This window comes from Variovorax sp. GW821-FHT09A10, from assembly GCF_059418385.1.
The window spans coordinates 252,643-277,596 of record NZ_JBWKPT010000005.1 but is presented as its reverse complement, the minus strand read 5'-3'; the positions used below and the strand labels follow the sequence as shown (position 1 = coordinate 277,596).

Here is a 24,954-nt window from a genome sequence, read left to right as displayed (position 1 = left end):
GAATGCCGCCATGGTCAGGGTGGCATCCGTTCTTTCGCCGGCGTTGTGGCCGGCTTTGCTTTTTTCCGGCGTCCTGCTTTTGCAAGGCTGCAGCCTGCTGCCTAAAAAAGAGGCGGCGGACACGGGTGCGTCCACCGTCGGCGTGGTGCGCAGTGCCGACGCCGACAGCAACAGCGCCAAGGACGACGACAAGGCCAAGGCCGACGGCAGGCGCCGCGCCTTCACGGTCGACGTGCGCGGCCCCGAAACCGAGCGCGACTACCTGGCGCGCCACCTCGAAATCCAGCGCTACCGCGAGCTCGACGACCTGGGCGTGACCGAGGTCTCGCGCCTCATGGTCGCGGCCGAGGCCAATGCGCGCGAGCTGCTGGGCACGCTGGGCTACTTCACGCCCACGCTCACGCTCGAACTCAACGAAACACCCGACAGCACCGAGGCCCCGCGCGAGGTCGTCATCACCGTGGCACCCGGCGAGCGCACCAAAGTGTCGACCGTGCAGATCCGCTACGCCGGCCAGATCGCCAACGACCCCAGCGCCGAAGCGCAGCGCGACGCCATCCGCACCGGCTGGGCGCTGCGCGCCGGCGAGCCCTTCACGCAAGGCGCCTGGGACGACGCCAAGACCACCGCGCTGCGCAGCCTCACGGCCAAGCGCTTTCCCACCGGCAGCGTGGAGATCAGCCGCGCCGAGATCGACGCCGACCGCCACGAGGCCCGCCTCGGCGTGACCTACCAGTCGGGCCCCGCCTACAAGTTCGGCCCGCTGGTGCTGCGCGGCGTGGAGCGCTACGACGCCGACGCCGCACGCCGCATCGCGCGCCTGCCCACCGGCACCGACTACGACCAGCAGAAGCTGCTCGACGCGCAGCAGCGCCTGGCCAGCAGCGGCTACTACGACTCGGTGTTCCTCACGCTCGACACCGACAGCCACACGCCGCTGGCCGCGCCCGTGATCGCCCAGCTGCGCGAGGCGCCGCTGCAGAAGGTCGTGATGGGCGTGGGCTTCACCACCGACAACGGTCCGCGCCTGTCGATCGACCACACCCACAACCGCATGCCGCTGCTCGGCTGGCGCGCGGTGTCGCGGCTCTCGCTGGACAACGACATCCAGTCGCTGGGCACCGAGTGGAATGCCGTGCCCAACGACCGCGGCTGGCGCTGGTTTGCCGGTGGCGAACTCAAGAGCGAGCAGTCGGGCAGCTACGTGGTCGACAGCGGCCGGCTGCGCGGCGGGCAAAGCAAGTCGAGCGACCACATCGACCGCAGCCTCTTCCTGCAGTACGACTACGCCCACAACCGCGGCACCGACGCGCCGCCCTCGGCCTCGGCCGTCACCGCCAACTGGGGCTGGACCGGGCGCTACTTCGACGACAACTCGGCGCCCTCGCGCGGCTACGGCCTGGCGCTCGAAATGGCCGCGGGCTACACGCTCACCGGCCAGCAACTGCCCTTCACCCGTACCTACGCGCGCTTTCTCGGCGTGCTGCCGCTGGGTGCGGCCGACGACAAGAACGCCCGCGCGCGCCGCAGCCGGCTGCAGATGCGGCTCGAAGCCGGCGCCGTCGCGGCCAAGGACAGCGCGCAGATCCCGTCCACGCTGATGTTCCTCACCGGCGGCGACACCACCGTGCGCGGCTACAGCTACAAGCAGATCGGCACCGTGCGCGCCGATGGCAAGACCGTGGCGGGCCGCTACCTCGGCGTGGCCAGCCTCGAGTGGCAGCGCCCCTTCGTCTACAAGGACAAGCTCACCGAGTGGGAGAGCGTGGTGTTCGTGGATGCCGGCGCCGTGGCCGACAAACCCGGCGAGCTCAAGCCCAAGGTCGGCGTGGGCGTCGGTGCGCGCTGGCGCAGCCCGGTCGGCCCGGTGCAGGCCGACCTGGCCTATGGCATCGACTCGAAGAAATTCCGCCTGCATTTCCGCCTCGGCTTCACCTTCTGACCCGCTTCATGCCGTCCACGCCCACCACAGCCACGCCCCGTCCCCGCTCGCGCACCCGCCGCGTGCTGCGCGCGCTGGGCTGGACGCTGACGGGCCTGCTGCTCGTCGTGCTGCTGCTCGCCGCGGGCACCTGGTGGTGGCTCGGCTCGAACACCTCGCTGGCCTTCGCGCTCGCGCAGGCCGCGCAGCGCCTGCCCGCGGGCCAGACGCTCGAGAGTCGCGACGTGACCGGCTCGCTGCGCACCGGCGGTCGCATCGGCTGGCTCAAGTGGCAAAGCGAAAGCCTCGCGGTCGAGGTGAACGACGCCACGCTCGGCTGGCAGCTCGCCCCGCTGTTCCAGCGCAAGGTGCAGCTCGGCGAGATCCACGCCGCGAGCCTGTCGATCGAACGCCGCGGCCCGCCCAGCGACACACCGACCGAGCCGCTCACGCAGATCGCACTGCCCGTCGAAGTGGCCGAGGTGCCTTTCCGCATCGACGAGGTGCGCTGGGCCGGACCGCCCGCGCTGGAAGCCAAGGGCCTCGCGGGCCGCTACAGCTACCTCGGCGCGCAGCACGCGCTGGACATCGAAGGCGTCGACATCGCCGACGGCCACTACAGCGCCCGCGTGCGGCTGCAGGGCCCGGCGCCGATGGCGCTCGACGCCACGCTCGACGGCCGCGTGAAGGCCCCGCTCGCCGAAGACCGCCACATCGAGGTGCAAGCCAAGGCCTCGGTGAAGGGCACGCTGGCCGGCCCCGAGGCGCGCCTGCAGGTCGCCGCCGACCTGCAGCCCACCGAGCCCGACACCGAGGCGCCCATGGCCGCCCAGCTGCGCGCGCAGATCGCACCCTGGCTGCCGCAGCCCGTGGTCGACGCCAAGGCCGACCTGCGCAACGTCGACGCCGCCAGCCTCTGGCCCGGCGCGCCCCGGACCCGGCTCACCGGCACCGTCGAACTCGCGCCCGACGCCGCCACCGGCCCCGCTGCATGGAAGGCCTCGGCCGACATCCGCAACGCCGTCGCCGGCCCGTGGGACGAACAGAAGCTGCCGGTCGAACAGGTCCAGGCCCAGGTCGGCTTCGACGGCACCACCTGGACCGTGCCCGAAGCCACCGTGCGCGCGGGCGGCGGCCGCATCGACGCCGAAGGCAGCTGGAGCCCCGCGCCCTCGCCCTGGCAGGTGCGCGCCACCGTGCGCGGCGTGCGGCCCGGCGCGCTGTACAGCGAGCTGTCGGGCGCGCCCGTCGGCGGGCAGATCAGCGCGCGGCAGGCCGAAGACTCCGACACCCTCGTCTTCGACGTGGCCCTCCGCGCCGAAGGCAATGGCGGCGCCGGCAGCAAGGCGCTGCCCGGCTTCGGCCTGGACCGCGCACTGGCGCAAGGCCAGTGGAAAGACCAGGTGCTCGACCTGCGCACGCTGCGCGTCGAAGCGATGCGCGCCAGCATCGACGGCACGCTGCAGGTGCGCGTGGCCGAGCAGGCCGCCAGCGGCAAGCTCGCCCTCTCGCTGCCCGGCGGCAGCGCGCAGCTCGACGGCCGCATCGCGCCCACCACCGGCGGCGGCGACCTCCAGGCGCGCATCGACGACGCCGAGGCCCTGCAGCGCTGGGTGCAAGGCCTGCCGGGCCTCTCGGGCGTGTTCGCGAACGCCAGCGCCAAGGGCAGCGCCCGCCTCGACGCCAGCTGGCAAGGCGGCTGGCAGACCGTGCAGCGCCGCATCGAGAACCCTGGCGCTGCCGCGCGCGGCAACGCCGAGCCCAGCCTCAAGGCCGCGCTCACCGTGCCGCGCCTCGACCTGAACCTGCCCGCGGCCCAGCCCGGCGGCACGGCCACCAGCGTGCAACTGCGCGCACTGCAGGCCGACCTCGCCGGCAGCATTGCCCAGGCCACGCTGACGCTCAAGGGCGAAGCCACCACCGGCACGCAGAAGCTCGCGCTCGACACCCGCGCCAGCGGCGGCCTCGCCAGCGCCAACCAGTGGCGCGCCACCCTCGCCAGCCTGCGCCTGCAGGCCCAGGACACCGTCACCGCGCGCCCCGGCCAAGGGCCTTGGGTGCTGGAGCTGGGCCGCGAAGTCACGGCCACCGTGCGCGCCGCCGACAACCGCCTCGACGTCGAAGCCTCCGGCGCCGACGCCACCCTGCGCGGCCCGCTGCCCGGCACCGTGCGCATCGACTGGCAGCCGCTGCGCTTCAACCAGAGCGGCGCCGCGCCCAACCGCGTGTTCCGCCTGCAGTCCAAGGGCCAGATGCAGGGCCTGCCGATGGCCTGGGCCGGCGCGCTCGGTGCCAACGCCACGCTGAGCGAACTCGGCATCAGCGGCGACCTGCTGTTCAATGGCGACTGGGACATCGACGCCGGCGACACCCTGCGCGCCAAGGCCCGGCTCGCGCGCCAGAGCGGCGACATCCGCGTGCAGGCTGGCGAGGCCGCGCTCGTCACCCGCATCACCAGCACCGGGACCGGCACCGCGAGCGAACGCACCATGAGCTCGGCCAGCGGCAAGAACGAGGTCAACGGCGTCGACGTCACCGCCACCCCGGCCGGCCTGCGCCGCGCCGAACTGCAGCTCGACGCACAGGGCGACGCCGTGCGCGCCACCCTGGCCTGGGACAGCGAACGCGCCGGCCGCCTCGACGCCGAACTCGGCACCCGCATGCAGCAGCGCAGCGGCGGCTGGCAGTGGGCGCCCGACGCGCCCCTGAACGGCACCCTGCGCGCCGCGCTGCCCAACCTGGGCGTGTGGTCCATGCTCGCGCCGCCCGGCTGGCGCATCGCCGGCACGCTCGACGCCAACGCCACCCTGTCGGGCAGCCGCACCGCGCCGCGCTGGAACGGCACCCTCGGCGCCGACCAGCTCGCGCTGCGTGCGCCGGTCGAAGGCCTCGATCTGCGCGACGGCCGCCTGCGCGCCTCGCTCACCGGCGACCGCCTCGAAATTGCCGAGTTCACGCTCAAGGGCGGTGCCGGCAGCAACGCACGCATCGGCGGCCAGAGCGGCAACCGCAGCACCGCGGCCAGCGAAGCGCGCACCGACGGCGGCTCGCTCACCGCGCGCGGCGACCTGAGTTGGGGCAGCAACAACAGCACGACCAGCACCGGCATCCGCATGGCCCTGCAGGCCGAGCTGCGCGCCCTGCGCGTGCTCGTGCGCACCGACCGCCAGGTGTCGCTGTCGGGCAACCTGCAGGCACGGCTGGACGACGGCCAGTTCAACGTGCGCGGCAAGCTCAAGACCGACCGCGCCGTCATCATCCTGCCCGACGAGACCGCCCCCAGCCTGGGCAGCGACGTCGTCGTGCGCTCGGCCGCCAAGGACAAGGCCGCCGCAGAGGCCGCGCAGCGCGAAGCCGCCAAGGCCGACGCCCAGGCGGCCAAGGCCGCCAACAAGCCCCAGACCGCCAAGCCGCCCGACATCGTCGTCACCTTCGACTTGGGCGACGACTTCGCCGTGCAGGGCCGCGGCATCACCACCCGGCTCGAGGGCGAGCTCGAGATCCGCAGCACTCGCCTGGACGCCCCGCCGCGCATCACCGGCGAGGTGAAGACCGTCAAGGGCCAGTACCGCGCCTACGGCCAGCAGCTCGACGTCGAGACCGGCATCGCGCGCTTCAACGGCCCCTTCGAGAACCCCGCGCTCGACATCCTGGCCATCCGCCCGAACATCTCGCAGCGCGCCGGCGTGCAGATCACCGGCTCCGCGCAATCGCCGCGCGTGAAGCTCTATGCGGAGCCTGCGCTGTCCGACGCCGAGACGCTGTCATGGGTCATCCTGGGCCGCGCCTCGGCCACCAGCGGCGGCGAGTCGGCCCTCTTGCAGCAGGCCGCCCTGTCGCTGCTCGGCAAGATCGGCGGCGCCACCACCGGCGGCAGCCTGGCCAGCCGCTTCGGCCTGGACGAACTCGGCTTCAAGGGCCCCGGCAACGGCGGCGACCTGCGCGAGTCGGCCGTCACGCTCGGCAAGCGGCTGTCCAAAGACTTCTACATCACCTACGAACGCAGCCTGGGCGGCACCTTCGGCACGATCTTCATCTTCTACGACCTGACGAAACGCCTCACGCTGCGGGGGCAGGCGGGGCAGACGAGCGGGGTCGACCTGATCTATACGGTGAAGTACGACTGAGGGCGGGGACACCCCAAGCTGGTAAAGTGCGGGCCGCGCCGCAGCAGCAACGGCGCACACCGTCTTCGTAGTTCAATGGATAGAACGGGGTCCTCCTAAGACTCAGATACAGGTTCGATTCCTGTCGAAGGCACCACGCTGACGTCCAAGCAAGTCCACCGATGCGCTTCGAGCCGAAGCCTTACCCTGGAGATACCGGGAAAATTGTCCAGGATCGTCCATGAAGGTGGAACTCCATCCGACACACTTGGGGGCATCTATGGGGGCAACACGCCAAGGCCTGGGGGCATCCATTTTAACCTCGTAGGGACGAGCGCCCCTGCTGAACAACCAGCGTAGCCGCCATACATCAGCAGGCCGCGTGCGACCTTTTACGATGCACACAAGCCTGGGGTGTTGGATTTCGCCGATCTCTGACCCTCTGCGATCCTGAAGCGTGGTACCTCCAGTTTCCCAGACCCATTCGGGTGAACAACCTATTGAGACATCACAGCTAGTCCCGGGCGACTGCCGATGCGAGAGCTTTCTTGTGCGTCGCGTGGGATATGCCGTACAGCTCCGAGAGAAGTTCCGGGCGCGGTGTCGGCGTGCCGACATCCAGCGCCAACAAGCGCTTTTGCAGCGAGGGCGCCACTTCCGACCATCGAGGAAGTCGTACTTGCCGGAGGAGGTTGCCATCGAAGCGCTTCACGCCTCCGGAAAACCTCGGCGACAGCACGGCCGAAAAAATATCGAGCGCCCCGCTCCTGAGCACGGCGAAAAGCGCCGCCAACGGCCATTCAGTACTACTCAATGAATAGATGGCGTTCGATGGTTGAGCTCCTCCATGAGACATCGCCACCCGGGAGAATTTGGACATGCCTGCGACGAGTATCTTCGGCGCGCTCATTCGCGTCCGACTCAGTCGATCTATCGTCCGATACCACTGCGACGGAGCAGCGACGCAGGCTCGCTTCTGCAGAGCTGCCTCGTGAAACTTCAGATGCGCACGAAGCTCAGGATACTCGTCGAGATCGACGAGGCTTTCGCCGTTGTTCCAAACGTCTACCAGTCGTGCGCTCGGCTCGACGGTACCGTCGTCGAGCAGGTCCCGCGTTTTGATCCACGGCACCAGGCGGTCGGATTCGATCGTCGTCTCTGTCTCCACGATGAAGACCGGTGCGCAGCCGAGCGCCATACCGCAACGCACCTCTACACCCGCTTCGGCGAGAGTGGGGGTGGATTCGACGATTTTGCAGAACGTCGCCGCGAGATCCGCACCGGCGAGTACGGCTCCTCCGCTACCCGTCAGCCGTGACGCGTGAGATGCCGTGGAACGCCCGGCATCGGGCAGCAGTCGTTTGCACAGATCGTCGATTGACGTGGCGCGCGCGACGACAACTTCCCCCTTCCGGTCTCGATCGAGAATCGTGATCGCAGCGTATGCGCCCACCTTTCGGGTGCCGACGAAAACGGGGACGTCGTGGACTTCGAGATGCATCGACAGTCGAACTGCGCTCTCAAGGGAACCTCTGGCCTCGGCTCCATAGGCACACCGAAGCCAACGGTCGGCGCAAAGAAAGGCGAGGTGCCCCTTGTCCTGATGCAAAAGCTCGACGGCGCGACAGACGAAGGCGAGGCAGAGATCACCGCGAGCGGCGTACGCCGGCAGGTATTTTTCGTACGATCGTCTCAACTTCTCCGGCACCTTGGACCATCGCATGTATGGCGGATTGCCCACTACATCGCTGAACGATGAGAGGTCGTTTGCTAGCAAAAAATCTTCGCAGCGCACCCAACCGCTAGCCACGCGCGCCGCGACTTTGCGGCTCAAGCCGGTGTTCGCGAGCAACTCAACCACTCGTGCCTTCAGGGCCTCCGCGGTTTCGGGATCGAACTCGAATGCGACGATCGCATCAGCGAGCCGTTGCTCGTCGCACACTCGGTGTCGACGCAGGCTGGCAACAAGGCGCTCAATGGCCGGTAATAGGAACGAGCCGTCGCCGCAAGCCGGCTCAAGCAGCCTGCGGCCCCGCAGGTCCGCATTCGCCGTCCAGCCGACTCGATCGAGCATGGCCTCCGCGACCCGAGGAGCCGTGTAGACGGCGCAGTGCGAATGCACGGCTGCAAAGTCCGCGAGGGAAGGCTTTCCGCTCGTGGACGCGGTCTTCCTCGACAGATTCGACTCGCCGGCTGTGTGCAGTTTCGGCTGTTTGAAGGCGACAGCGGGCGCATGTTCGGCCTTGCTCGTCACGCCGGCGCGCTCGGCGACGAAAGCGATCACCATCCCGGTTTTGCGGGTCGATTCCGCGATGTTGGAAGCGCGACAACGGACGAGGTATAGCGCTGAAGCATGTTGAACCGGGTGAACTGCTTGTCCTCCCACTTCTTGGCGATGTCCTTCAGATAGCTCAACGTCCGGAACTCTTGCCCGTCCCGAAGTACCGACACATCGGCACTGCTCGTCGATTTGTGCTGATGACGCTTCCATTCTTCCGTGTGCAACTCCGAGAGCATCAAGTCAGCGCAATCGGTAGGAAGGAAGGCACCGGTGGGAATGCGAGGTACGGGAAACAGCACATCTTCTTCGTGCACTTGGAAGTGCATCTGCGGGCCCCACTGGTTCGGATTCTTATAGTCGAAATGCATCTTGAAAGCGCGCTCCTCGGCGCGATGGATCTCGACGTGTACGGCGGAATTCGTTACTACCCAGACGGTGCAACCCTTGGCGACTTTTTTTGCCGGCCGGGTGAAGGCGCAGCTGAACGAAACAAGAAAATGAGTCGGTGCATAAGTCCTGCCAGGCCCATCGTATTCCGTACTCGGATTGAATTTGACGGGAGCTCGCGTGCTCCAAGTGAAATTCGGCTGAGCCGCATCGATATGACGAGTCAGATCGCCGACCACGTCGGAGAGGTGCATAGACGAAGTCTTGTCCACGAAAGAATCGGCGAGACGGGCAAACGCCTGGACCTCTTTCAAATAGTCATCGAGATCGATGAGAACGCTCACGATTCACCAGCCCCGGCTTGCGGCTCCGGCTCTAGGTCTGCCTGGTCTTCCAAACGAACTTTTCGTGCAAGCGACTTGTCTTCTCGAGCCGCCTCAATTCGCACCCAGGCGGGTGAGGCTTGGGGTGGAAAGTACTCGTCCGCCGCCCGCACGCATTCCGCAATTGCGGCGACCTCATCCGTCTCTATAAGGTCGGAATCCGAAACGACGACAGGATCGTCCAAGTCCAGTTCGACCAGCTGCACAGGATGCACCAGGCGCCCGAGCACGGCCGTTCGTTCCGAGCCGCTTCTAGGTAAATCCCAATCGATATCGTCTATTCCGGCGGTCCACCATCGTGAGCCGGCAAAATCGTGCAGGATTCCGTTGTAATGCACTTTGCCGAGCAGCTTCGACAATTCTGTTTCGGTGGCGAGCGCCTGCCTCAAGCAGGCGAGCGTCAGCCGCAGACGAACGGCGATATGACGTTCTCGAACCAGGAAGCTCGGATAGGGCAGGACGTGTCGCACCATCCAGGCGATCACGTCGCGCGCCAGCCTGATGTCGGGGCGCACCGTCGGTGCTCCGGGCTTGCTCACGGTCTGCGGCGCGACCCAGACCGGCGGCCTCCATTCGGCTACGTTTCGAACCGCGGAGGCAGACCAGCGGGCGCGTTGCGGCAGTTTGAGCGCCAGCCGCGCCAAATCCGTCGAATACGCCGCCGGCGGAGATTCGCGGAGTCGAGCTCCCAACTTGTGAAGTCGCGCCGTACCGTCCGCAAGGGAGACGATCTCACGAATGGAATCGCTTTCGGTTCCAACCTTCGGCGCGATCCATTCGACGCCTACCTGCTCGGCCAGCACGTGTCGCTTCGCCTGAAGTACCTCGACGCCGAGGGCGTCCGGCAGATGATTGCTGACCAACACAGCCGGCGGCCGAGCGTCGCCCACTAGCAGTCGGAACTGCTGGAAAACGCTCAGACCGTTGGTCTTGACGCCATCGAGATCGGGATCCGTCCGTTGCTTGTCGTCGTTGAAGAAATCGAAAACCCACAGGTTCGCCTTAGCTGCTGCGCGGGTCGCTGCCGGCTCGGCGGGCTGGAAATCCGCGAAGCGTTCGTCGGCTCCGACGGCTCTAGCTGGCGTGAGAAGCTCGTTGGGAGCGTCGTCGATATAGAGGATGTCTTGCGTCTTCGTCATCGCACCGGCACTTCGAATCGAATAGCTGTGGCGAAATCCGGGCTGGGCTTCACGAATTCGATCGTGCCGCCGTATTCTTGGACGAACGCACGCGTGATGGTCAGACCCATGCCCATGCCTTGTCCGAGCACCGCATCGGGCCTCTCGGTCGTCGAATGAAAAGCCTCGAAGAGGCGCATCGACTTTGCGATGTCGACGTGCATGCCGGTGTTCTCGACTGTCACTGCCATCACGCCCTTCGACAGGGTCGCATGCGTGCGAATCCGACCGCCTTTCTCTGTGAACTTCACAGCGTTCGAGACTAGGTTGGTGAAGATGCCCGCGAGTTCAGCCGGAAACATCGGTGGCGTTCTCAGGTCGACGCCTATAGCGTTTTCTAACACAATTGCTTTTTGTTTGATTCGTGTCGCGAAGAACGGCACTACCGCATCGAACCGTTCACGAAGCGGCAACCGGGAGCGCCGGCGTCGACCCTGGAACGAAGTGGAATCGACTAGGAAAATCGCGTTGCGCCGAATTCGATCCGCGAGTTCTAGCGCCGACTTCCGAGCTCGCCTGATTTTCGAAAGCGCCGCGGGCGTCGTGACATTGGGGATGGCATCGTCGAGATCCGCGACGATGCCACTGGCTTCTAACGCGAGCGCATTGATCTCGTGGACGAAGGCTGCGAGCTCGGTTCCGAGGCTCGCCAACACCCGCCACATGACTGCTTCGCTGCCGAACTCTTCCGAGAGCGCGCTTACTTCAGCGACATGCGGCTGGGCCGCTTTGGCCGCAGCAGCGGCCTTCTTCAAGTCTCCGGACTTGATGGCTGCCTGCACGATGTCCAACTGACTCGCTGCCGCCTGCGCGCTCTCGCGAACTCGCAAGGCCGACGGCGACTCGCCGACGTCCGCCCTCTTGGCGATGGCCTCTTGACGTTCGCGGTCTACGCGCTTGACCTCCTTCACGTCACGCCTCACGGAGTGACCTAGGCGAACGATCAAATCGGTCGTTACTCTCACCCATTCCGTAACGAAATCCAAGCCGGGGCCCGCTAGGAATCCCTCGCGATTGACAAGCATTTGCAGCTCGGGAGAGCTCGATCTCTGCAGGAAAACAGCACCCATGTAAGCGGAGCTCCCTTGCAACACGAGTTCCTCGGTTTCATTCGCTTCCGGAAGGTCCGGCGCCTCGATTCGATCGAGCGACGTCAGGCGGCGGCGTGCGCGCGACTTGTAGTCGCGATCCAGGCCCAGCCAATCGTCCGTCGCGTCACCGTAGGGAGGGACACGAAAGCCTTCCATGAAGACACGTATACCTTGAACCACAGGATCCCACACCGTATTCGAGCGCTGCAAAATTCTCGCCCTGAAGGTCGGACCTGACTCCTTGCCCAAGTGCTGCTCGAACCGAAATCCGGCGGAATCCTTGAATTTCAAATGCGTGGCCTTGGTAGGCGCGATCGCGACTCGCAGTAAGCCCGTTTTGCGTTCGAAATCGATCTCGGCGATCCACCCCGCGGACGCTGCGATGTCGGGCGAGAAGACGTCTGGAACTGCGAGATCACCCGAAAACTGAATCCTAAAACCCGGGTCTTTCAGCTGGTCGCGAACCGGCACCTTCTTGAACAGCAAAGGCTCGGTCACGATGTCTTCGGGCAGTTTGTCCCACAGAACGGGAGTAGGTGCCAGCGTCACCGCCTCCTTGAGAAAGCTCTCGATCGTGCGCTGCGTCCAGCCCCTGCGGAGCGGGGTCATCAGCAGCGACGTTCCGCTCGGGATCGACTTCCCTTTTGTCTGCTTCTCGACCTTGACGAGAACCGCATTCGATGCCGGTACCTGGTCGAGCGTTTCGAGCGCTTCGATCGCGTCCCAATCGATGGATGCGACTACGGTTTCGATGGCGGCAGGCAGCACCTCTGCTCCTCGTTCCGCGTGTTGGGCCTTCGACGAACGAATCGCCAGGCGCCTGGCGAGTTTGTGGGCCGCTAGTCGGCCCACGCCCTTTTCGCCCGTAAAACGCCTGCCGAACACCAGAGAACGCCGATCCGACGCGACTTTGGTTCGGCCCGCGATTCGCAGGAACCCATTCTCGAAGTCGGCCTGGGCCATACCTGAGCCATCGTCTGTCACGGCGATGGAACCCTTGGCGCCGTCTTTCAGATTCGAGCCGTGGACCGTTACGACAGTGGCGTCCGCATCGTACGAGTTCTTGATCAACTCGGTAAGCGCAGTCGACTCTTTGGCGACCAGAAGCTCTCCCAACTCCTGGAACAGTTTCGTGTCGACTGTGAATGCGGCCACGCGGGTCCCCCTCTAAGCCTGTTGATCGACGACCGTTTGTACTTGCCGGGCGCAGACTAAAAATCGTCATTTTGCCTGAGGGAATTCAAGGCCCGCCGGCACAGATAGAACCGCCTCCTCCACCGGTGTCTGAGCCCTTCGTCGCAGATGCCAGATATATGCCAATACATACATATGCGTTTACACATTTTAAGCGTGTGTGATGGTAGGATGCAATCCATGAAAGTAGCAGGATTGTTCGCGGGTATTGGTGGGTTCGAACTGGGCTTGGCCGAGTCGGGGCACGCGGCCGAGCTGCTATGCGACATCCTCCCGACATCACAGGCGGTGCTCAAGCACCGCTTCCCCGGCGCCGAGCTCGTCTCCGACATCGTCGACATGAATGCGCTCTCTAGCGACATCGAGATCGTCACCGCCGGGTTCCCTTGCCAGGACCTTTCCCAGGCGGGCAACACTGCGGGCCTAGCCGGCCACCGCAGCGGCTTGATCGGGGAGGTTTTTCGTCTCCTCGAGAAGCGCAAGAAGGCTCGACGTCCCGTGCCTTGGGTCGTCGTCGAGAACGTGCCGTTTATGCTCCAGCTCGGCGGCGGCGATGCGATGAGAGCCATCATCGGCGAGTTCGAGCGCCTGAAATATCGATGGGCCTACCGGGTCGTCGACACTAACGGATTCGGGCTCCCACAGCGACGCGAACGGGTGTATCTCGTTGCGACAACGGAAGGCAACCCGGAGGACGTGCTGCTGTCGGACGACAACCCGCTGGCGAGACCTGTCACCGATCTGAAGAAATTCGCGCACGGGTTTTATTGGACGGAAGGGCGCGGTGGCTTGGGCTGGGCGGTCGACGCCATTCCCACCCTCAAGAACGGCAGCACGATCGGTATCGCCAGCCCGCCCGCCGTTCTGATGCGCAGTGGCGCTATCGTCAAGCCGGGCATTCGCGCGGCAGAGGCGCTCCAGGGCTTCGATGCCGACTGGACGCAGGCCGCTGAGACGGTGGCCAAGCCGTCCATGCGGTGGGCGCTCGTTGGCAATGCGGTGAGCGTGCCGGTGCCGCGTTGGATCGGACGCCAGTTGAACAACCCCGGCTCGTACGACAAGAGCAGGGATGCGGCTTTCCCCGAAACCGGCCGTGCGCCGCGAGCCGCTCGGTTCGACGGGAAGAAGCGCTACATGGTCGACATCGGGCCGGATCCGCTGGGCCTGCGATCGGACAGCCTCGAAGCGTTGATCGGGCGCGACTACACCTTGCTATCGCGTAGAGCGACGTCGGGGTTTCTCGAACGCACGCGCCGCGCGACGCTGCGGTTCGCTCCGGGCTTCATCGAGGCCGTCGAAAAGCATCTCGACGTCGTCACCGGGTTAGAGGACAAGGCACCGGCAGCGAACTTGCGCAAAGCCGCGTAGCAGCGGAAGCCGCTTCGTCCTAAATCCGCGCGAAGCGCGTCGCGTAGAGCTGAGCGAGTCGCCTGACGAATCTCGCGTAGTCGAAGTTGGCCGTCGGGCCGGGGGCGGGCGGCGACTCGGTCACGACCCTGACTACGCTACCGTCGTTGCGGCATGCGATCACTACGACGCCGACCGCGTCGAAGCCGTCGTCGTCGATCTTCGCTCTGCATTGAAGCTTTTCGAGCCCCTCCAGGATCAACGTCGCCGCGTTTGCCTTATGGACCGAGATTCGTGTCGGGACGGAACCGAGGGGCCATTCGTTTCGATCTGGCGAGATGAACGTCTCGGACGCGTTCACGAGAACGATGCCCGCGGCGATGGCCTCGCTGTTGTCCCCATGAATGGTCTGGTGCGAACTGGTCAGCTCGTCATGAAGGCGCGGGCGGGCCTTTTGATGAGCAGTCATCGCCGCCTTCGCCTCAGTCGCTACGAGAACCGACGACACGCCGGAGCGAGCCAGCGTGGGCAAAGCGTGAAGCTCGTCCGACTCCTTAGGCGTTAGGTCGATGCCGTAAACGCTCGCGAGGGCTGCGAAATCCGCGGCCTTGCGAGCGCCCGCCTTGGAGCCGCCGCTGGATTCGAGCGGCGCACGTGTGCAGATCACCAAATCCAGATTCTTTTTCTTGTTGTTCCGGAAGTCGTGCATCTCATGGTTGATGCCCAAGCCCACTTTGGCTTCGGCAGCGTGCTCCCTCAACAACGAGCAGTGACGCATCATGTCGAAGACCAAGCCCCAGCAAGCGATCTTAGAGTGCCTGTCACTGCGCGAATGGTATTGCCACTCGTTTCCGTGCGCGAATTTGCTGGCGCCGGTGCCGGAGGTCGGCTTGCCGAGGGTTCGAGCTAAAAGCCCCGGGCCGTACATCTCCACTAAGAAACGCTCCCAAGGAATCGCGCAATGCCCTGACGAATCACCTCGCTGATCGTCACGCCGCGCGAAGCCGCCATGACCTTCAGCCGCTGGCGCTCGTCCTTCGTGATCAACACGGAAATACGCACCGCGTCCTCCGGCTCCGTGGGAGCTGCGGAAACTGGGTTAGAACGCCTGCGCGGTAACTGCTGGGCCATGGAGAACGCGAAAGCACGCGTAGATGCATACACGCGTACAGTTTAACCGGAGAGAATCGCCGCTATGGCCGACAACCTGACCCCGGAAGCGAGAAGTCAGTTGATGTCGCGCGTCAAGCAGAAGGACACCAAGCCCGAGCTGGTACTCCGCAAGGCGCTTCACGCGGCAGGTCTGCGATACGTTTTGCATCCGCGGTTACTACCGGGTAAGCCCGATATCGTCTTTCCGAAGTACCGCACCGCCGTCTTCGTTCACGGGTGCTTTTGGCACGGACACGACTGTCCAGCGGGATGCGCTCCGTCGTCGAACACAGAATACTGGGCGCTGAAGATTTCCGCCAACCGAGAACGTGACCGACGTAAGGAATCGGATCTGGAGGAGCAAGGATGGCGCGTACTGACGGTATGGGAATGCGAGACGAAGCCAGCAAACCTGCGGCTCTCCGTCGAAGCCCTCGTAAAAACGATTCGTGGTTCAGCTGCTTCGCCGCATAAGGTCTCGATGCGATGACCGCACCCCCTCGTGTTCGACCGCGCAGTCGTTCGCAGGCCCCGCGCCGTTTTCAACTGCGCGAAGCGGCAAGCGATTTTCGTACGGCCCGCAGTTTGATCAAGAGTTGGTCTATCTGTTAGTGCCAGTGCAATCTTGACCAGCTAAACCGCTGATCTCGATTGCACTGGCGCTAACAGTCTGCTGGAACGGAGACAACGCACGGCACAGCACCCGCGTACGCCCCGCCCCGCGCAGGGACGCGATTTCAATCGACGACCCGACGGCGCGATGGACTACTTTTAGATGCATTGCGTAACGACATGCTTTCCTTCGTAGCAAGAGACAAACAACAGGGGGCACACAATGAACAAGACCGAGGCCTTGGCGGCCATGGTGGAAGTGGCACGGATCGGGCGCGGCATGACGCCTGCCGATGCACTCACGCAGCTGGGCGAGCTGATTGCGCAGGAGTCGCCGGACGATCCGGCGCATGACGTGAAGGTCGAAAAGCTGCTGCGCCTGGGCGCCTGCATCTGGTCGCTGCGGCGCGGGGTGTTCCTGCCCGAGCCGCCCGGGCGCGGCATGGAGCCCGAAGAGGCCACGGCGCCCGCCCGGCCCCGCGAGATCGCGCCCATCGGCACGGTCCCCGCGCGGGTCTCGCACCCCGCCGCCTATCAGCCGGTGATCCCGGCGCTGAGCACGTCGGTGCACTACGCACGCGCGGCCTTCACACCACCCGAAACTCCTCCACCACAAAGGCCGTGATCTCCGCCAGGAAGGTCTTGGCGTGCGCCATGGTGCGCTGGCCTTCGGGCGAGGCGAACGCGGCGTTCAGCGTGTTGGTGTTCTCGAACCACAGTTCCACGATGCCGTCGATCGGCAGCTCGGCGTAGCCGCAGGGCGTGCCCTTCTCGAACTCGCGCGCTACCACCACGTTCTGGCGGTAGCCGGCCACGCCGGGCATGCGGCGCACGTGGTCGGCGTGTACCTTCCATTCGCGGCGGAAGTCTTCTTCGGACTGCGCGACCGGGCGGCGCAGGGTCGAAATGCGCTTGAGCATCGCCGGCCCCGCCGACGATGCGGACGACGGCGGCGCGATGACCTCGGTCTGCTCGACCGTCACGATGTGCAGCCCGCCCAGAAAGTGGCGCTCATCGGCGCGGATTTCTGCCGCCAGCTCGCCGGTGTTGAAGGCCGCATCGGCCTGCGCCGCCGCATCGAACTGCAGCTGCGAGAAGCCATCGAAGTCCCACGGGCCACGCGCGAAGTCGATGCCGCGCTGCAGCCTGTCGGTCACGCGGTTCTGGCGGTAGGCGCGCAGCGTGGGCAGGCGCGCGACGAGCGGGCCGTGGCGTTCGCGCCAGTGGCGGCTGAAGGCCTCGTCGGCCCAGCCGGGCTGCTTGCGGATCAGGCCCATGCGCAGGGTCGTGGTCGTCGTGGGTTCGGTCATCGGTCGGTCTCCTTGTGGGGTTGCGCGTTCTGCGCTTCGGCGCGCGCACGCGCCAGGCCGGGCGCGCGCTTGGCGAGCCACACGCCGTGGCGCACAGGCCAGCGCTGGTACTGCGGATCGGCACCGAGTGCGGCGGCCGCGTGGTGCGGCCAGTAGGGGTCGAACAGGGCTTCGCGGCCGAGCGCGACGAGGTCGGCCTGTCCGGCGGCGAGCACGGCTTCGGCCTGTTGCGCGTCGACGATCATCCCGACGGCCTGCGTGACCACGCCGGCCTCGCGCCGGATGCGTTCAGAGAACGGCACCTGGAAGCCCAGGCCGCGCGGCACGGGCAGTGCGCGCGTTTCTTCGGTGAGGCCGCCCGACGAGCAATCGATCACGTCGACGCCGCAGCGCTTCAGCGCGCGCGCGAGCACCACCGAATCGTCGAGGTTCCAGCCGTCGAGCGTGCCGTCCACGGCCGAGAGGCGGCAGAACAGCGGCTTGCCGGCGGGCCATGCGGCGCGCACGCGCTGCGCGATTTCCAGTGCGAGCGACATGCGGTTGTCGCGGCTGCCGCCGAGCGCGTCGTCGCGGTGGTTGGCGTTGGGCGACAGGAAGCTCGCCACCAGGTAGCCATGGCCGAAGTGCAGTTCGACCACGTCGAAGCCGGCCTGGTCGGCGCGCACGGTGGCATCGACAAAACGCTGCACGACCTCGGCCATGTCTGCGGCGTCGAGCGCGCGCGGCGCCGACCAGCCGGGGCCGGCCGCGAGCGCGCTGGGGCCCAGGCGCTCCCAGGGTTCTTCGTCGGCCGCCATGCGCGCCGGGTCGATGGCGGCACCGCCCTCCCACAGCGGCTCGCTGCCGGCCTTGCGGCCCGCGTGCGCCAGCTGCACGCCGATGGCGCTGCCCTGCGCGTGGACGAAATCGACCACGGCCTTCAGCGGCGCGATCTGGCTGTCGTTCCACAGGCCGAGGTCGGCGGTGCCGATGCGCCCGCGCGGATCGACGGCGGTGCTCTCGGTGAGGATCAGGCCCGCGCCGCCGAGCGCGAACTTGCCCAGGTGCACCAGGTGCCACGGTGTGGCATGGCCGCGCTCGGCGGCGTGCTGGCACATGGGCGAGATGACGATGCGGTTGGCCAGCGTGAGCTCGCGCAGCTGCAAGGGCTGGAACAGCAGGGGAAGAGATGAATCAGGCATGTGAAGGAATCAAGGGGCCGGCGCGGCCACCGGCCGCGTGCCGAGCCAGGTGCCGCTCATCACCGCGGCAAAGCCGAACAGGTGCCACCACGTGAGCACTTCGCCCAGCAGCAGCGCCGCGAACAGCACGCCGAACACCGGCACCCAGTAGAGAAAGACGGCCGTGCGCGCCACGCCGATGACGGAGATCGCACGGTTCCAGATGAGGTTGCCCGCGGCGGTGGCCGCGATGCCCGAGAACAGCACGAGCGCCCACGGCCACAGGCCGGGAAAGAGCTGCGCCGCGCCGAGCCGCGACGGCCCGAGCAGGGTATGCACGACGAGCATGAACGTGCCGATGAGGTAGATGACCCAGCTGATCGACAGCGGGTCGACCTGCCGCGCCAGCCGCTGCACGCCCACGCCGCCGACCGCGAAGCTCACCACCGACAGCGCGAGCATCAGGTCGCCGATGCCCGCGCTCGACAGCCCCGCGCCCGGGTGGCTCAGCACCACCGCCGCCACGCCCGCGAAGCCCAGCGCCACGCCCACCATGCGGCGCGCCGTGAAGCGCTCGCCGAAGACCAGCGCGGCCATCAGCGCCGACACCAGCGGGCTCAGCGCCATGATGAGTGCGCCGTTGGTGGCGGTGGAGCGCAGCAGCCCCTGCGCGAACAGGATCTGGTTGCCGTAGACCATGAGGAACGCACAGCCCGCCATCACCGCGAGTTGCCGCGCCGTGAGCCGGGGCACGCCGCCGCGCCGCCACAGCACGATGGCGCTGAGCGCGATGCACGCCACGCCCATGCGCAGTGCCGCCAGCGGCAGCGTCTCGAAGGAGGCGGTGAGCGCCTTCACGGCGGACACGTTCACGCCCCACACCAGCATCGCGAGCAGCATCCAGCCCTGCACGGACGCGGGCGTGGCGCCGTGCGAGGGCACGACTGCATTCATCTCAGAGCTTCCAACGCGCTTCGCACGATTCACGACACGCGAAACTGGCGCAGCCAAGGCCAGGAACACCGCGGAACCGGCTTTGCCGGGCCGCTGGTGTTGCCCCCGGTGAGGGGGTTGGCGAAGCGACACGAAGTGCGCGAAGCCTGGGGGAGAACATCCTAGCTTTCGAGGGCGTTCCACATCTCGATGTCGCGCTCGGCCGTCCAGATGCGCGGGTGCACATGGCCCGTGGCCTCGTCGTAGGCACGGGTCACGTCGAAGGGCATGCAGTGGTCGAAGATCACCCAGTGGCCGTAGGTCGGGCGCAGTGCGGCCACGGTTTCCTTGTAGATCACGTTGAGCGACTTGCCCTCGGCCACGCCGTTGTTCACCAGCGTGTAGACGTCGGAGATGAAGGCGCGCGTCGAGGCGATGGCCTTGCGCACGTCGGCGGCGTTTTCCAGCGCGGCGCCGCGGCCGGGCACCAGCTTTTCGAAGCCGAAGCCGGCCAGGCGGTCCAGCGTGGTGGGCCAGTCGCGGAAGTAGCAGTCGCCCGCGTAGGCGGTGCTCTGGTATTCGACGAGGTCGCCGGCGAAACAGATCTTCTGGTCTTCGAGGTAGGCGATGGTGTCGCCCTTGGTGTGGCCGCGGCCGACCTGCGCGATCTTCACTTCGAGCTTCTTGCCGAGCCACACGCTCATCGTGCCATCGAAGGTCATGGTGGGCCAGGTGAGGCCGGCGGGCACCGACTCGACGTTGCGGAACAGGCGCGGGAAGCGGCCGATCTCGCTGGCCTTGTCCTGCTCGCCGCGCTCGACGATCAGGTCGTAGGTGTCGCGGCTGGCCAGGATCTGCTCGGCGCCTTCCTTGAAGTACGCCGACGCGCCCAGCACGCGCACCGCGTGGTAGTGGCTCAGCAGCACGTACTTGATGGGCAGCGGCGTGACTTCGCGGATGCGGCGGATCACGTCCTGCGCCATCGCGGGCGTGGCCTGGGTGTCGACCACCATCACGGCCTCGTCGCCGATGAAGACGCCGGTGTTGGGGTCGCCCTCGGCGGTGTAGGCGTAGGCGTTCTCCGAGAGGCGGGTGAACGAGACTTTCTTTTCTTCGAGGTCGGCCTGGCTGGCGAATTTCTTGGTGGTCATGGATGGTCCTTTGATGTGAGCGATGAATTCAATGCGTACCGAGGTACGCCGACTTCACCTTGGGGTTGTCGAGCAGCTCGCGGCCGGAGCCTTCGAGCGTGATGCAGCCGGTTTCGAGCACGTAGGCGCGGTCGGCCACGCCCAGCGCCTGCTTGGCCATCTGTTCCACCAGCAGGATCGTGAGACCCGAGCTGCGCAGCTGGCGGATGGCGTCGAAGATGTCCTTGATGATGAGCGGCGCCAGGCCCAGCGAGGGCTCGTCGAGCAGCAGCAGGCGCGGCTCGCTCATGAGCGCGCGGGCGATCGCGAGCATCTGCTGCTCGCCGCCCGACAGCGTGCCGGAGAGCTGGTGGGCACGCTCCTTCAGGCGCGGAAAGCGCGCGAACTCGCGTTCGATGGCGCGCTCCACGAAGGCCTTGTCGCTGCGGCGCGAGTAGGCGCCCAGCATCAGGTTCTCGCGCACGGTCTGGTCGGGGAACACGCCGCGCCCCTCGGGCGACAGCGCCACGCCCAGGCCCACGCGCTGGTGCGCGGGCACGTGCGTGCAGTCCTTGCCGTCGATGAGCACGCGGCCTTCGGCCACGGGCTCCAGCCCGACGATGCTCTTGAGCAGCGTGCTCTTGCCGGCGCCGTTGGCGCCGATGATGGTGACGACCTCGCCCGCGCGCACTTCCAGGCTCACGCCCTTGACGGCCTCGATGGCGCCGTACGAGACCTTCACCGATTCGATTTTCAACATGATGGTTTCGGTCCTCTGGCTCAGGCGGGCACGGCGGCCATGTCTTCTTCGTCGTCCACGCCCAGGTAGGCCTCGACCACGCGCGGGTTCGACTGCACCTCGGCGGGCTTGCCTTCGGCGATCTTCACGCCGTAGTCGAGCACGATCACGTGGTCGGAGATCGACATCACCAGGTCCATGTGGTGCTCCACCATCAGGATGGACACGCCGCACTTGCCGATGCGCACCAGCAGTTCGCCGAGCTCGGCGGTTTCCTGCGGGTTGAGGCCGGCGGCGGGCTCGTCGAGCAGCAGCAGCTGCGGCTCGGTGGCCAGCGCGCGCGCCAGCTCCACGCGGCGCTGCAGACCGTAGGGCAGGCTGCCGGCGGGCCAGTGCGCCAGGTGGCCCAGGCCCACGAGGTCGAGCAGCTGCAGCGCGCGTTCGCGCGTGGCGCGCTCCTGCTTGCCGGCCGTGGGCCAGGCCACGAGCGACGACAGGAAGCCGTTGCTCATGCGGCTGTGCCGCCCGAGCATCACGTTGTCGAGCACCGAGAGGTCGGCGAACAAACGCAGGTTCTGGAAGGTGCGGCCCATGCCCAGGCAGCAGATGGTGTGCGCCGGCTGGCCCACGATGTTGCGGCCCAGGAAGCGGATCACGCCCGCGTCGGGTTCGACCACGCCGGTGAGCATGTTGATCATGGTGCTCTTGCCGGCGCCGTTCGGGCCGATGAGCGCGTGGATGTGGCCGCGCTGCAGGCGGAACGACACGTCCTGCGCCGGCTTCACGCCGCCATACGACTTGGTCACACCCTGCACCACCAGCAGCTCGCCTTCGCCGCCGGGACCGATCTGCCCCGGCACGCCGTTGCCGCCCGCCCCTTCGCCGCGGTGGCGCGACTTCAGGAACCACTTGTTGAACAGGCCCACCACGCCGCCCGGCATCACGTAGAGCGCGAACAGCAGCAGGAAGCCGTACAGGAAGTGCTGCGCCGAGGGCCAGCGCGCGAGCAGCGCGTCGGTCGCCGTGAGCAGCACCGCGCCCACGATGGGGCCGTACATCGAGCCTGCGCCGCCGAACAGCACCAAGAGCAGGATGAAGATCGACAGGTGGAAGGTGATGAAGTCGGAGTTGATGTACTGGTTCTGCTGCGCCACGAGCGCGCCCGCGATGCCGCAGGTGACGGCCGCGACCACGAAGGCCATGACCTTGGCGCGGTACACGCGCACGCCCACCGACGACGAGGCGATCTCGTCCGCCTGCAGCGACAGCAGCGCTCGGCCGAAGCGGCCCTGCAGCAGGTTGCGCAGCAGCAGGTGCAGCGCGGCGCTGAGCACGATGCCCAGGATCACCCATTGCACGCTGCTCAGCGGCTGTCCGTTCCAGGTCAGCGGGCGGATGCCGTAGATGCCCTGCGCGCCGCCGAACACGTCGGTCCATTCGCCCACGAGCTTCTCGACCACGATGCCGAAGGCCAGCGTGACCATCGCGAGGTACGGCCCCTTCACGCGCAGCGAAGGCAGCGCGATGAGCACGCCGCACACGCCGGAGACGACAGCCGCGATCACCAGCGCGAGCCACGGGCTCAGCTCGGTGCGCGAGGTGATGAGCGCGACCGCGTAGGCGCCGGCCGCGAACAGGCCTGCCTGGCCCAGCGATTTCTGGCCTGCGTAGCCGACCAGCACGTTCATGCCGGCGGCGCACAGGTAGTAGACGCACATCATGAAGGCGATGCGCAGGTAGTAGTCGTTGCCGGACAGCGAGACCAGGCCGCACAGCACGGCCGCCACCAGCACCACGGCGGCGGGATGGGCAAGGCGCTTCATACCTTCTCCACCGTCGAGCGGCCGAACAGGCCCGTGGGCCGGAAAGCCAGCACCAGGATGACGAGCGCGAACACCGCGACCTCGCGCCACTGCGCCTGCCAGAGGTTCACCATCGACTCGAGCACGCCCAGCAGGAAGCCGCCGATGACGCAGCCGCGCGGGTTGCTCAGGCCGCCGATCATGGCGCCCGAGAAACCCTTGAGCCCCACGGTCAGCCCCATGAAGAGCGACGCCTGCGCGATGGGCGCGAGCAGGAAGCCCGACAGCCCCGCCAGCGCCGAGCTGACGACGAAGGCGCCGATCATCATGGCGTTGGTGTTGATGCCCATGAGGCTGGCGACGTTGCCGTTCTGCGCCACGGCGCGCATGGCCTTGCCGATCATGGTGCGGTTCATCACGCGGTCGAAGCCGATCATCACGACCACGGCCACGCCCAGCGTGAGCAGTTCCTGCGGGCGCACGCCCACGCCGAACATGCGGATCACGGTGTCGCCCACGGGCGCGGGCACCACCACGGGCTTCGGGCCCCAGATGGCCAGCCCCACGCTCTGCAGGATCACGCCGAAACCCAGCGTGCTCATGACCCAGGCCATGCCGGGGCGGCCCGCGAACGGGCGCACGCCGAGCACGTAGAGCAGCCAGCCCAACAGGCCCATCACGCCGAGCGCGGCGACCAGCGCAAACAGCTGCGCGCCCGCGCCGGGCACGGCGTCGCCGAAGGTGGTGGAACTGAGCGGCTTGCCCAGCACGAGGAACAGCGCGCTCATGCCGATGAACGCGCCGGCCGAGACGAACTCGCCGTGCGAGAAGTTCAGCGTCTTGGTCGTCGTGAACGTGATGCTGAATCCGAGCGCCACCAGCGCATAGGCACCGCCGACGGCGAGCCCGCTGATGAGCGCCTGCAGGAGCGCTTCAACCATGGTGTGTATCTCCGTTGCGGAACGAGGCGGCGCCCCGCTCCTTTGTCTCAGACGTTTATTGCTTGAAGTCGGCCGGCTTGAGCGCACCGATCAGCGCGTCGCTGTAGGGCAGCAGCTTGCCGTCCTTCCAGCGGATCCAGACCAGGTCCTTGGCCGTCAGGGCTTCGTGGTTAGTCTTGCTGAAGGGCTTCTCGTAGGTCTTGAGCACGCCCTGCACCGGCGTCTTCAGGTCTTCGAGCGCAGCACGCACGGCGGCGCCGTCGGTGCTGTTGGCCTGCTTCATGGCCTGGGCCAGCAGCAGCACCGAGTCGTAGCCGTGCAGCGCGAAGGAGAACGAGCCCGGTGCCTTCAGCTTGCTGCCGATGCGGTCGAACAGCTTCTGCTGCACGGGCGTGCGCGTCTCGCTCACGGTGCGCATGAAGATCGGCTTCTCGGCCAGCGCCTTGCCGGCCGCGTCGTAGAAGGTGATGTTGTCGGCGGCCCACGAAGTGAGCGTCAGCGGGAAGTAGTTGATCTTCTCCATGCTGCGCACCAGCTGCGCGATGGGCGTGCCCTGCGCCCACACCACCACGGTGTCGACGTTGGCGGCCTTCATCTTGGACAGCTGCGAGGTCATGTCGGTGTCGCCGACGCCGAAACGCTCGGTGGCCGCGATCTTGATGTCCTGCAGCTTGGCGATGTCTTCCATGTCCTTCAGGCCGCCCTGGCCGTAGCCGGTGGTCTCGGCCATGAGGCCCACGACCTTGGAACCGGCCGTGTTGCGCTTCACGTAGGCCATGAGCGCGGCGACCTGTTCACGGTCGACCATCGAGACGCGGAACATGTAGTTGTCGGCGCCGGGGCTCATCGGCTTGGTGATGTCGGTGCCCGAGCCCACGTTGCCCAGCACCGGAATCTTCTTCTGGTTGGCGATGTGCTTCCAGGCCATGGCGTTGCCCGAGTTGGTGGGGCCGAAGACGGCGACGACCTTCTCGTTGTCGACCAGGTCGCTCATGTTCTGGATCGACTTCGGCGGTGCCGAGACGTCGTCGCGCGTGACCAGCGTGAACTTCCGTCCGAGCGCGCCGCCGGCGGCGTTCAGGTCGGCAATGGCCGCCTCCATGCCCAGCACCGCGGCCTGGCCGCTCTGCGCCGAAGGCGAAGCCGAGAGGTCGCCGTTGTAGCCGAGCTTGATGTCTTGCGCGTAGGCGCCTGCCGAGAACGCAGCGAAGGCGGCGGTCGCGAGCAGGGTCTTGTACAGACGGATCGTTTTCATTCTTTGTCTCCTAAGGGTTGACGGACGGGGAA

General features: G+C 66.7%; 18 protein-coding genes and 1 tRNA gene. 6 read left to right on the top strand and 13 right to left on the bottom strand.

Translation table 11 applies throughout. The features are described 5' to 3' along the window. Window positions 1-10 precede the first annotated feature (10 nt). The 3 genes from AC07Q9_RS20940 (at window position 11) to AC07Q9_RS20930 (ending at window position 6,184) form a co-directional block, all read left to right on the top strand. On the top strand, window positions 11-1,942 hold the full coding sequence (locus tag AC07Q9_RS20940; protein ID WP_495311681.1) for an autotransporter assembly complex protein TamA: 1,932 nt from the start codon (window positions 11-13) through the stop codon (window positions 1,940-1,942). Window positions 1,943-1,950: 8 nt separating this feature from the next. Next, a complete protein-coding gene (locus AC07Q9_RS20935) occupies window positions 1,951-6,048 on the top strand; it encodes a translocation/assembly module TamB domain-containing protein (protein WP_495311680.1) in 4,098 nt (1,365 codons plus the stop codon). Window positions 6,049-6,109: 61 nt separating this feature from the next. After that, window positions 6,110-6,184 (top strand) — tRNA-Arg (locus AC07Q9_RS20930). Window positions 6,185-6,541: 357 nt separating this feature from the next. Here AC07Q9_RS20930 and AC07Q9_RS20925 read toward each other — a convergent pair. From AC07Q9_RS20925 to AC07Q9_RS20910, 4 genes are read right to left on the bottom strand one after another with little or no spacing between them, the layout of a single operon-like run. Then, window positions 6,542-8,314, bottom strand: a complete 1,773-nt coding sequence (locus tag AC07Q9_RS20925; protein ID WP_495311679.1) for an Eco57I restriction-modification methylase domain-containing protein — start codon at window positions 8,312-8,314, stop codon at window positions 6,542-6,544. Beyond that, complete coding sequence (locus AC07Q9_RS20920; protein WP_307584520.1) at window positions 8,308-9,039, bottom strand: hypothetical protein; 732 nt, start codon at window positions 9,037-9,039, stop codon at window positions 8,308-8,310. Before AC07Q9_RS20920 ends, AC07Q9_RS20925 begins: the two co-directional genes overlap by 7 nt. Continuing rightward, a complete protein-coding gene (locus tag AC07Q9_RS20915) occupies window positions 9,036-10,217 on the bottom strand; it encodes a hypothetical protein (RefSeq protein WP_495311678.1) in 1,182 nt (393 codons plus the stop codon). The genes AC07Q9_RS20920 and AC07Q9_RS20915 overlap by 4 nt, the downstream gene beginning before the upstream one ends. Beyond that, window positions 10,214-12,502 carry an ATP-binding protein gene (locus AC07Q9_RS20910; RefSeq protein ID WP_307584516.1) on the bottom strand — a complete coding sequence of 763 codons (2,289 nt, stop codon included), beginning with the start codon at window positions 12,500-12,502 and terminating at the stop codon, window positions 10,214-10,216. The genes AC07Q9_RS20915 and AC07Q9_RS20910 overlap by 4 nt, the downstream gene beginning before the upstream one ends. Before the next feature lie 219 nt (window positions 12,503-12,721). Here AC07Q9_RS20910 and AC07Q9_RS20905 point away from each other — a divergent pair, with 219 nt between their 5' ends. After that, on the top strand, window positions 12,722-13,909 hold the full coding sequence (locus tag AC07Q9_RS20905) for a DNA cytosine methyltransferase (RefSeq protein ID WP_495311677.1): 1,188 nt from the start codon (window positions 12,722-12,724) through the stop codon (window positions 13,907-13,909). A gap of 19 nt (window positions 13,910-13,928) precedes the next feature. Here the strand turns inward: AC07Q9_RS20905 and AC07Q9_RS20900 are convergent, their stop codons facing one another. Next, window positions 13,929-14,822, bottom strand: coding sequence for a hypothetical protein (locus AC07Q9_RS20900; RefSeq protein WP_495311676.1), 894 nt, complete (start codon window positions 14,820-14,822; stop codon window positions 13,929-13,931). A 261-nt stretch (window positions 14,823-15,083) separates the two neighbouring features. Between AC07Q9_RS20900 and AC07Q9_RS20895 the strand changes: the two genes are divergently transcribed. Beyond that, complete coding sequence (locus AC07Q9_RS20895) at window positions 15,084-15,530, top strand: very short patch repair endonuclease (RefSeq protein ID WP_495311675.1); 447 nt, start codon at window positions 15,084-15,086, stop codon at window positions 15,528-15,530. A 345-nt stretch (window positions 15,531-15,875) separates the two neighbouring features. Beyond that, on the top strand, window positions 15,876-16,277 hold the full coding sequence (locus tag AC07Q9_RS20890; RefSeq protein ID WP_495311674.1) for a hypothetical protein: 402 nt from the start codon (window positions 15,876-15,878) through the stop codon (window positions 16,275-16,277). On the opposite strand, the gene AC07Q9_RS20885 is transcribed toward AC07Q9_RS20890, so the two are convergent. The 8 genes from AC07Q9_RS20885 to AC07Q9_RS20850 all read right to left on the bottom strand — a co-directional run bounded on the left by AC07Q9_RS20885 (window position 16,240) and on the right by AC07Q9_RS20850 (window position 24,922). Further along, window positions 16,240-16,962, bottom strand: a complete 723-nt coding sequence (locus tag AC07Q9_RS20885) for an EthD domain-containing protein (protein ID WP_495311673.1) — start codon at window positions 16,960-16,962, stop codon at window positions 16,240-16,242. The two genes, AC07Q9_RS20890 and AC07Q9_RS20885, sit on opposite strands and share 38 nt — an antisense overlap. Beyond that, complete coding sequence (locus AC07Q9_RS20880; RefSeq protein WP_495311672.1) at window positions 16,959-18,143, bottom strand: NADH:flavin oxidoreductase/NADH oxidase; 1,185 nt, start codon at window positions 18,141-18,143, stop codon at window positions 16,959-16,961. The genes AC07Q9_RS20885 and AC07Q9_RS20880 overlap by 4 nt, the downstream gene beginning before the upstream one ends. A gap of 9 nt (window positions 18,144-18,152) precedes the next feature. Continuing rightward, window positions 18,153-19,076, bottom strand: a complete 924-nt coding sequence (locus tag AC07Q9_RS20875) for a DMT family transporter (protein WP_495311671.1) — start codon at window positions 19,074-19,076, stop codon at window positions 18,153-18,155. A 161-nt stretch (window positions 19,077-19,237) separates the two neighbouring features. Further along, on the bottom strand, window positions 19,238-20,206 hold the full coding sequence (locus tag AC07Q9_RS20870; RefSeq protein WP_095746773.1) for an MBL fold metallo-hydrolase: 969 nt from the start codon (window positions 20,204-20,206) through the stop codon (window positions 19,238-19,240). A gap of 28 nt (window positions 20,207-20,234) precedes the next feature. Continuing rightward, window positions 20,235-20,945: an ABC transporter ATP-binding protein gene (locus AC07Q9_RS20865; protein WP_492730914.1), complete on the bottom strand. Its 711-nt coding sequence runs from the start codon at window positions 20,943-20,945 to the stop codon at window positions 20,235-20,237. 20 nt (window positions 20,946-20,965) lie between these two features. Beyond that, a complete protein-coding gene (locus AC07Q9_RS20860; protein WP_095948048.1) occupies window positions 20,966-22,747 on the bottom strand; it encodes a branched-chain amino acid ABC transporter ATP-binding protein/permease in 1,782 nt (593 codons plus the stop codon). Beyond that, complete coding sequence (locus AC07Q9_RS20855; protein ID WP_062469725.1) at window positions 22,744-23,667, bottom strand: branched-chain amino acid ABC transporter permease; 924 nt, start codon at window positions 23,665-23,667, stop codon at window positions 22,744-22,746. Before AC07Q9_RS20855 ends, AC07Q9_RS20860 begins: the two co-directional genes overlap by 4 nt. A 55-nt stretch (window positions 23,668-23,722) precedes the next feature. Then, window positions 23,723-24,922 carry an ABC transporter substrate-binding protein gene (locus tag AC07Q9_RS20850; protein ID WP_495311670.1) on the bottom strand — a complete coding sequence of 400 codons (1,200 nt, stop codon included), beginning with the start codon at window positions 24,920-24,922 and terminating at the stop codon, window positions 23,723-23,725. Between the last annotated feature and the right edge of the window lie 32 nt (window positions 24,923-24,954).

What these genes read in the sequence shown, in the direction of transcription:
- AC07Q9_RS20925 (WP_495311679.1), bottom strand. Translation starts at nt 8,314, where the DNA reads ATGGTGATCGCTTTCGTCGCCGAGCGCGCCGGCGTGACGAGCAAGGCC.
- AC07Q9_RS20895 (WP_495311675.1), top strand. Translation starts at nt 15,084, where the DNA reads ATGGCCGACAACCTGACCCCGGAAGCGAGAAGTCAGTTGATGTCGCGC.
- AC07Q9_RS20870 (WP_095746773.1), bottom strand. Translation starts at nt 20,206, where the DNA reads ATGACCACCAAGAAATTCGCCAGCCAGGCCGACCTCGAAGAAAAGAAA.
- AC07Q9_RS20875 (WP_495311671.1), bottom strand. Translation starts at nt 19,076, where the DNA reads ATGAATGCAGTCGTGCCCTCGCACGGCGCCACGCCCGCGTCCGTGCAG.
- AC07Q9_RS20855 (WP_062469725.1), bottom strand. Translation starts at nt 23,667, where the DNA reads ATGGTTGAAGCGCTCCTGCAGGCGCTCATCAGCGGGCTCGCCGTCGGC.
- AC07Q9_RS20850 (WP_495311670.1), bottom strand. Translation starts at nt 24,922, where the DNA reads ATGAAAACGATCCGTCTGTACAAGACCCTGCTCGCGACCGCCGCCTTC.
- AC07Q9_RS20880 (WP_495311672.1), bottom strand. Translation starts at nt 18,143, where the DNA reads ATGCCTGATTCATCTCTTCCCCTGCTGTTCCAGCCCTTGCAGCTGCGC.
- AC07Q9_RS20905 (WP_495311677.1), top strand. Translation starts at nt 12,722, where the DNA reads ATGAAAGTAGCAGGATTGTTCGCGGGTATTGGTGGGTTCGAACTGGGC.
- AC07Q9_RS20940 (WP_495311681.1), top strand. Translation starts at nt 11, where the DNA reads ATGGTCAGGGTGGCATCCGTTCTTTCGCCGGCGTTGTGGCCGGCTTTG.
- AC07Q9_RS20860 (WP_095948048.1), bottom strand. Translation starts at nt 22,747, where the DNA reads ATGAAGCGCCTTGCCCATCCCGCCGCCGTGGTGCTGGTGGCGGCCGTG.
- AC07Q9_RS20890 (WP_495311674.1), top strand. Translation starts at nt 15,876, where the DNA reads ATGAACAAGACCGAGGCCTTGGCGGCCATGGTGGAAGTGGCACGGATC.
- AC07Q9_RS20935 (WP_495311680.1), top strand. Translation starts at nt 1,951, where the DNA reads ATGCCGTCCACGCCCACCACAGCCACGCCCCGTCCCCGCTCGCGCACC.
- AC07Q9_RS20885 (WP_495311673.1), bottom strand. Translation starts at nt 16,962, where the DNA reads ATGACCGAACCCACGACGACCACGACCCTGCGCATGGGCCTGATCCGC.
- AC07Q9_RS20915 (WP_495311678.1), bottom strand. Translation starts at nt 10,217, where the DNA reads ATGACGAAGACGCAAGACATCCTCTATATCGACGACGCTCCCAACGAG.
- AC07Q9_RS20865 (WP_492730914.1), bottom strand. Translation starts at nt 20,945, where the DNA reads ATGTTGAAAATCGAATCGGTGAAGGTCTCGTACGGCGCCATCGAGGCC.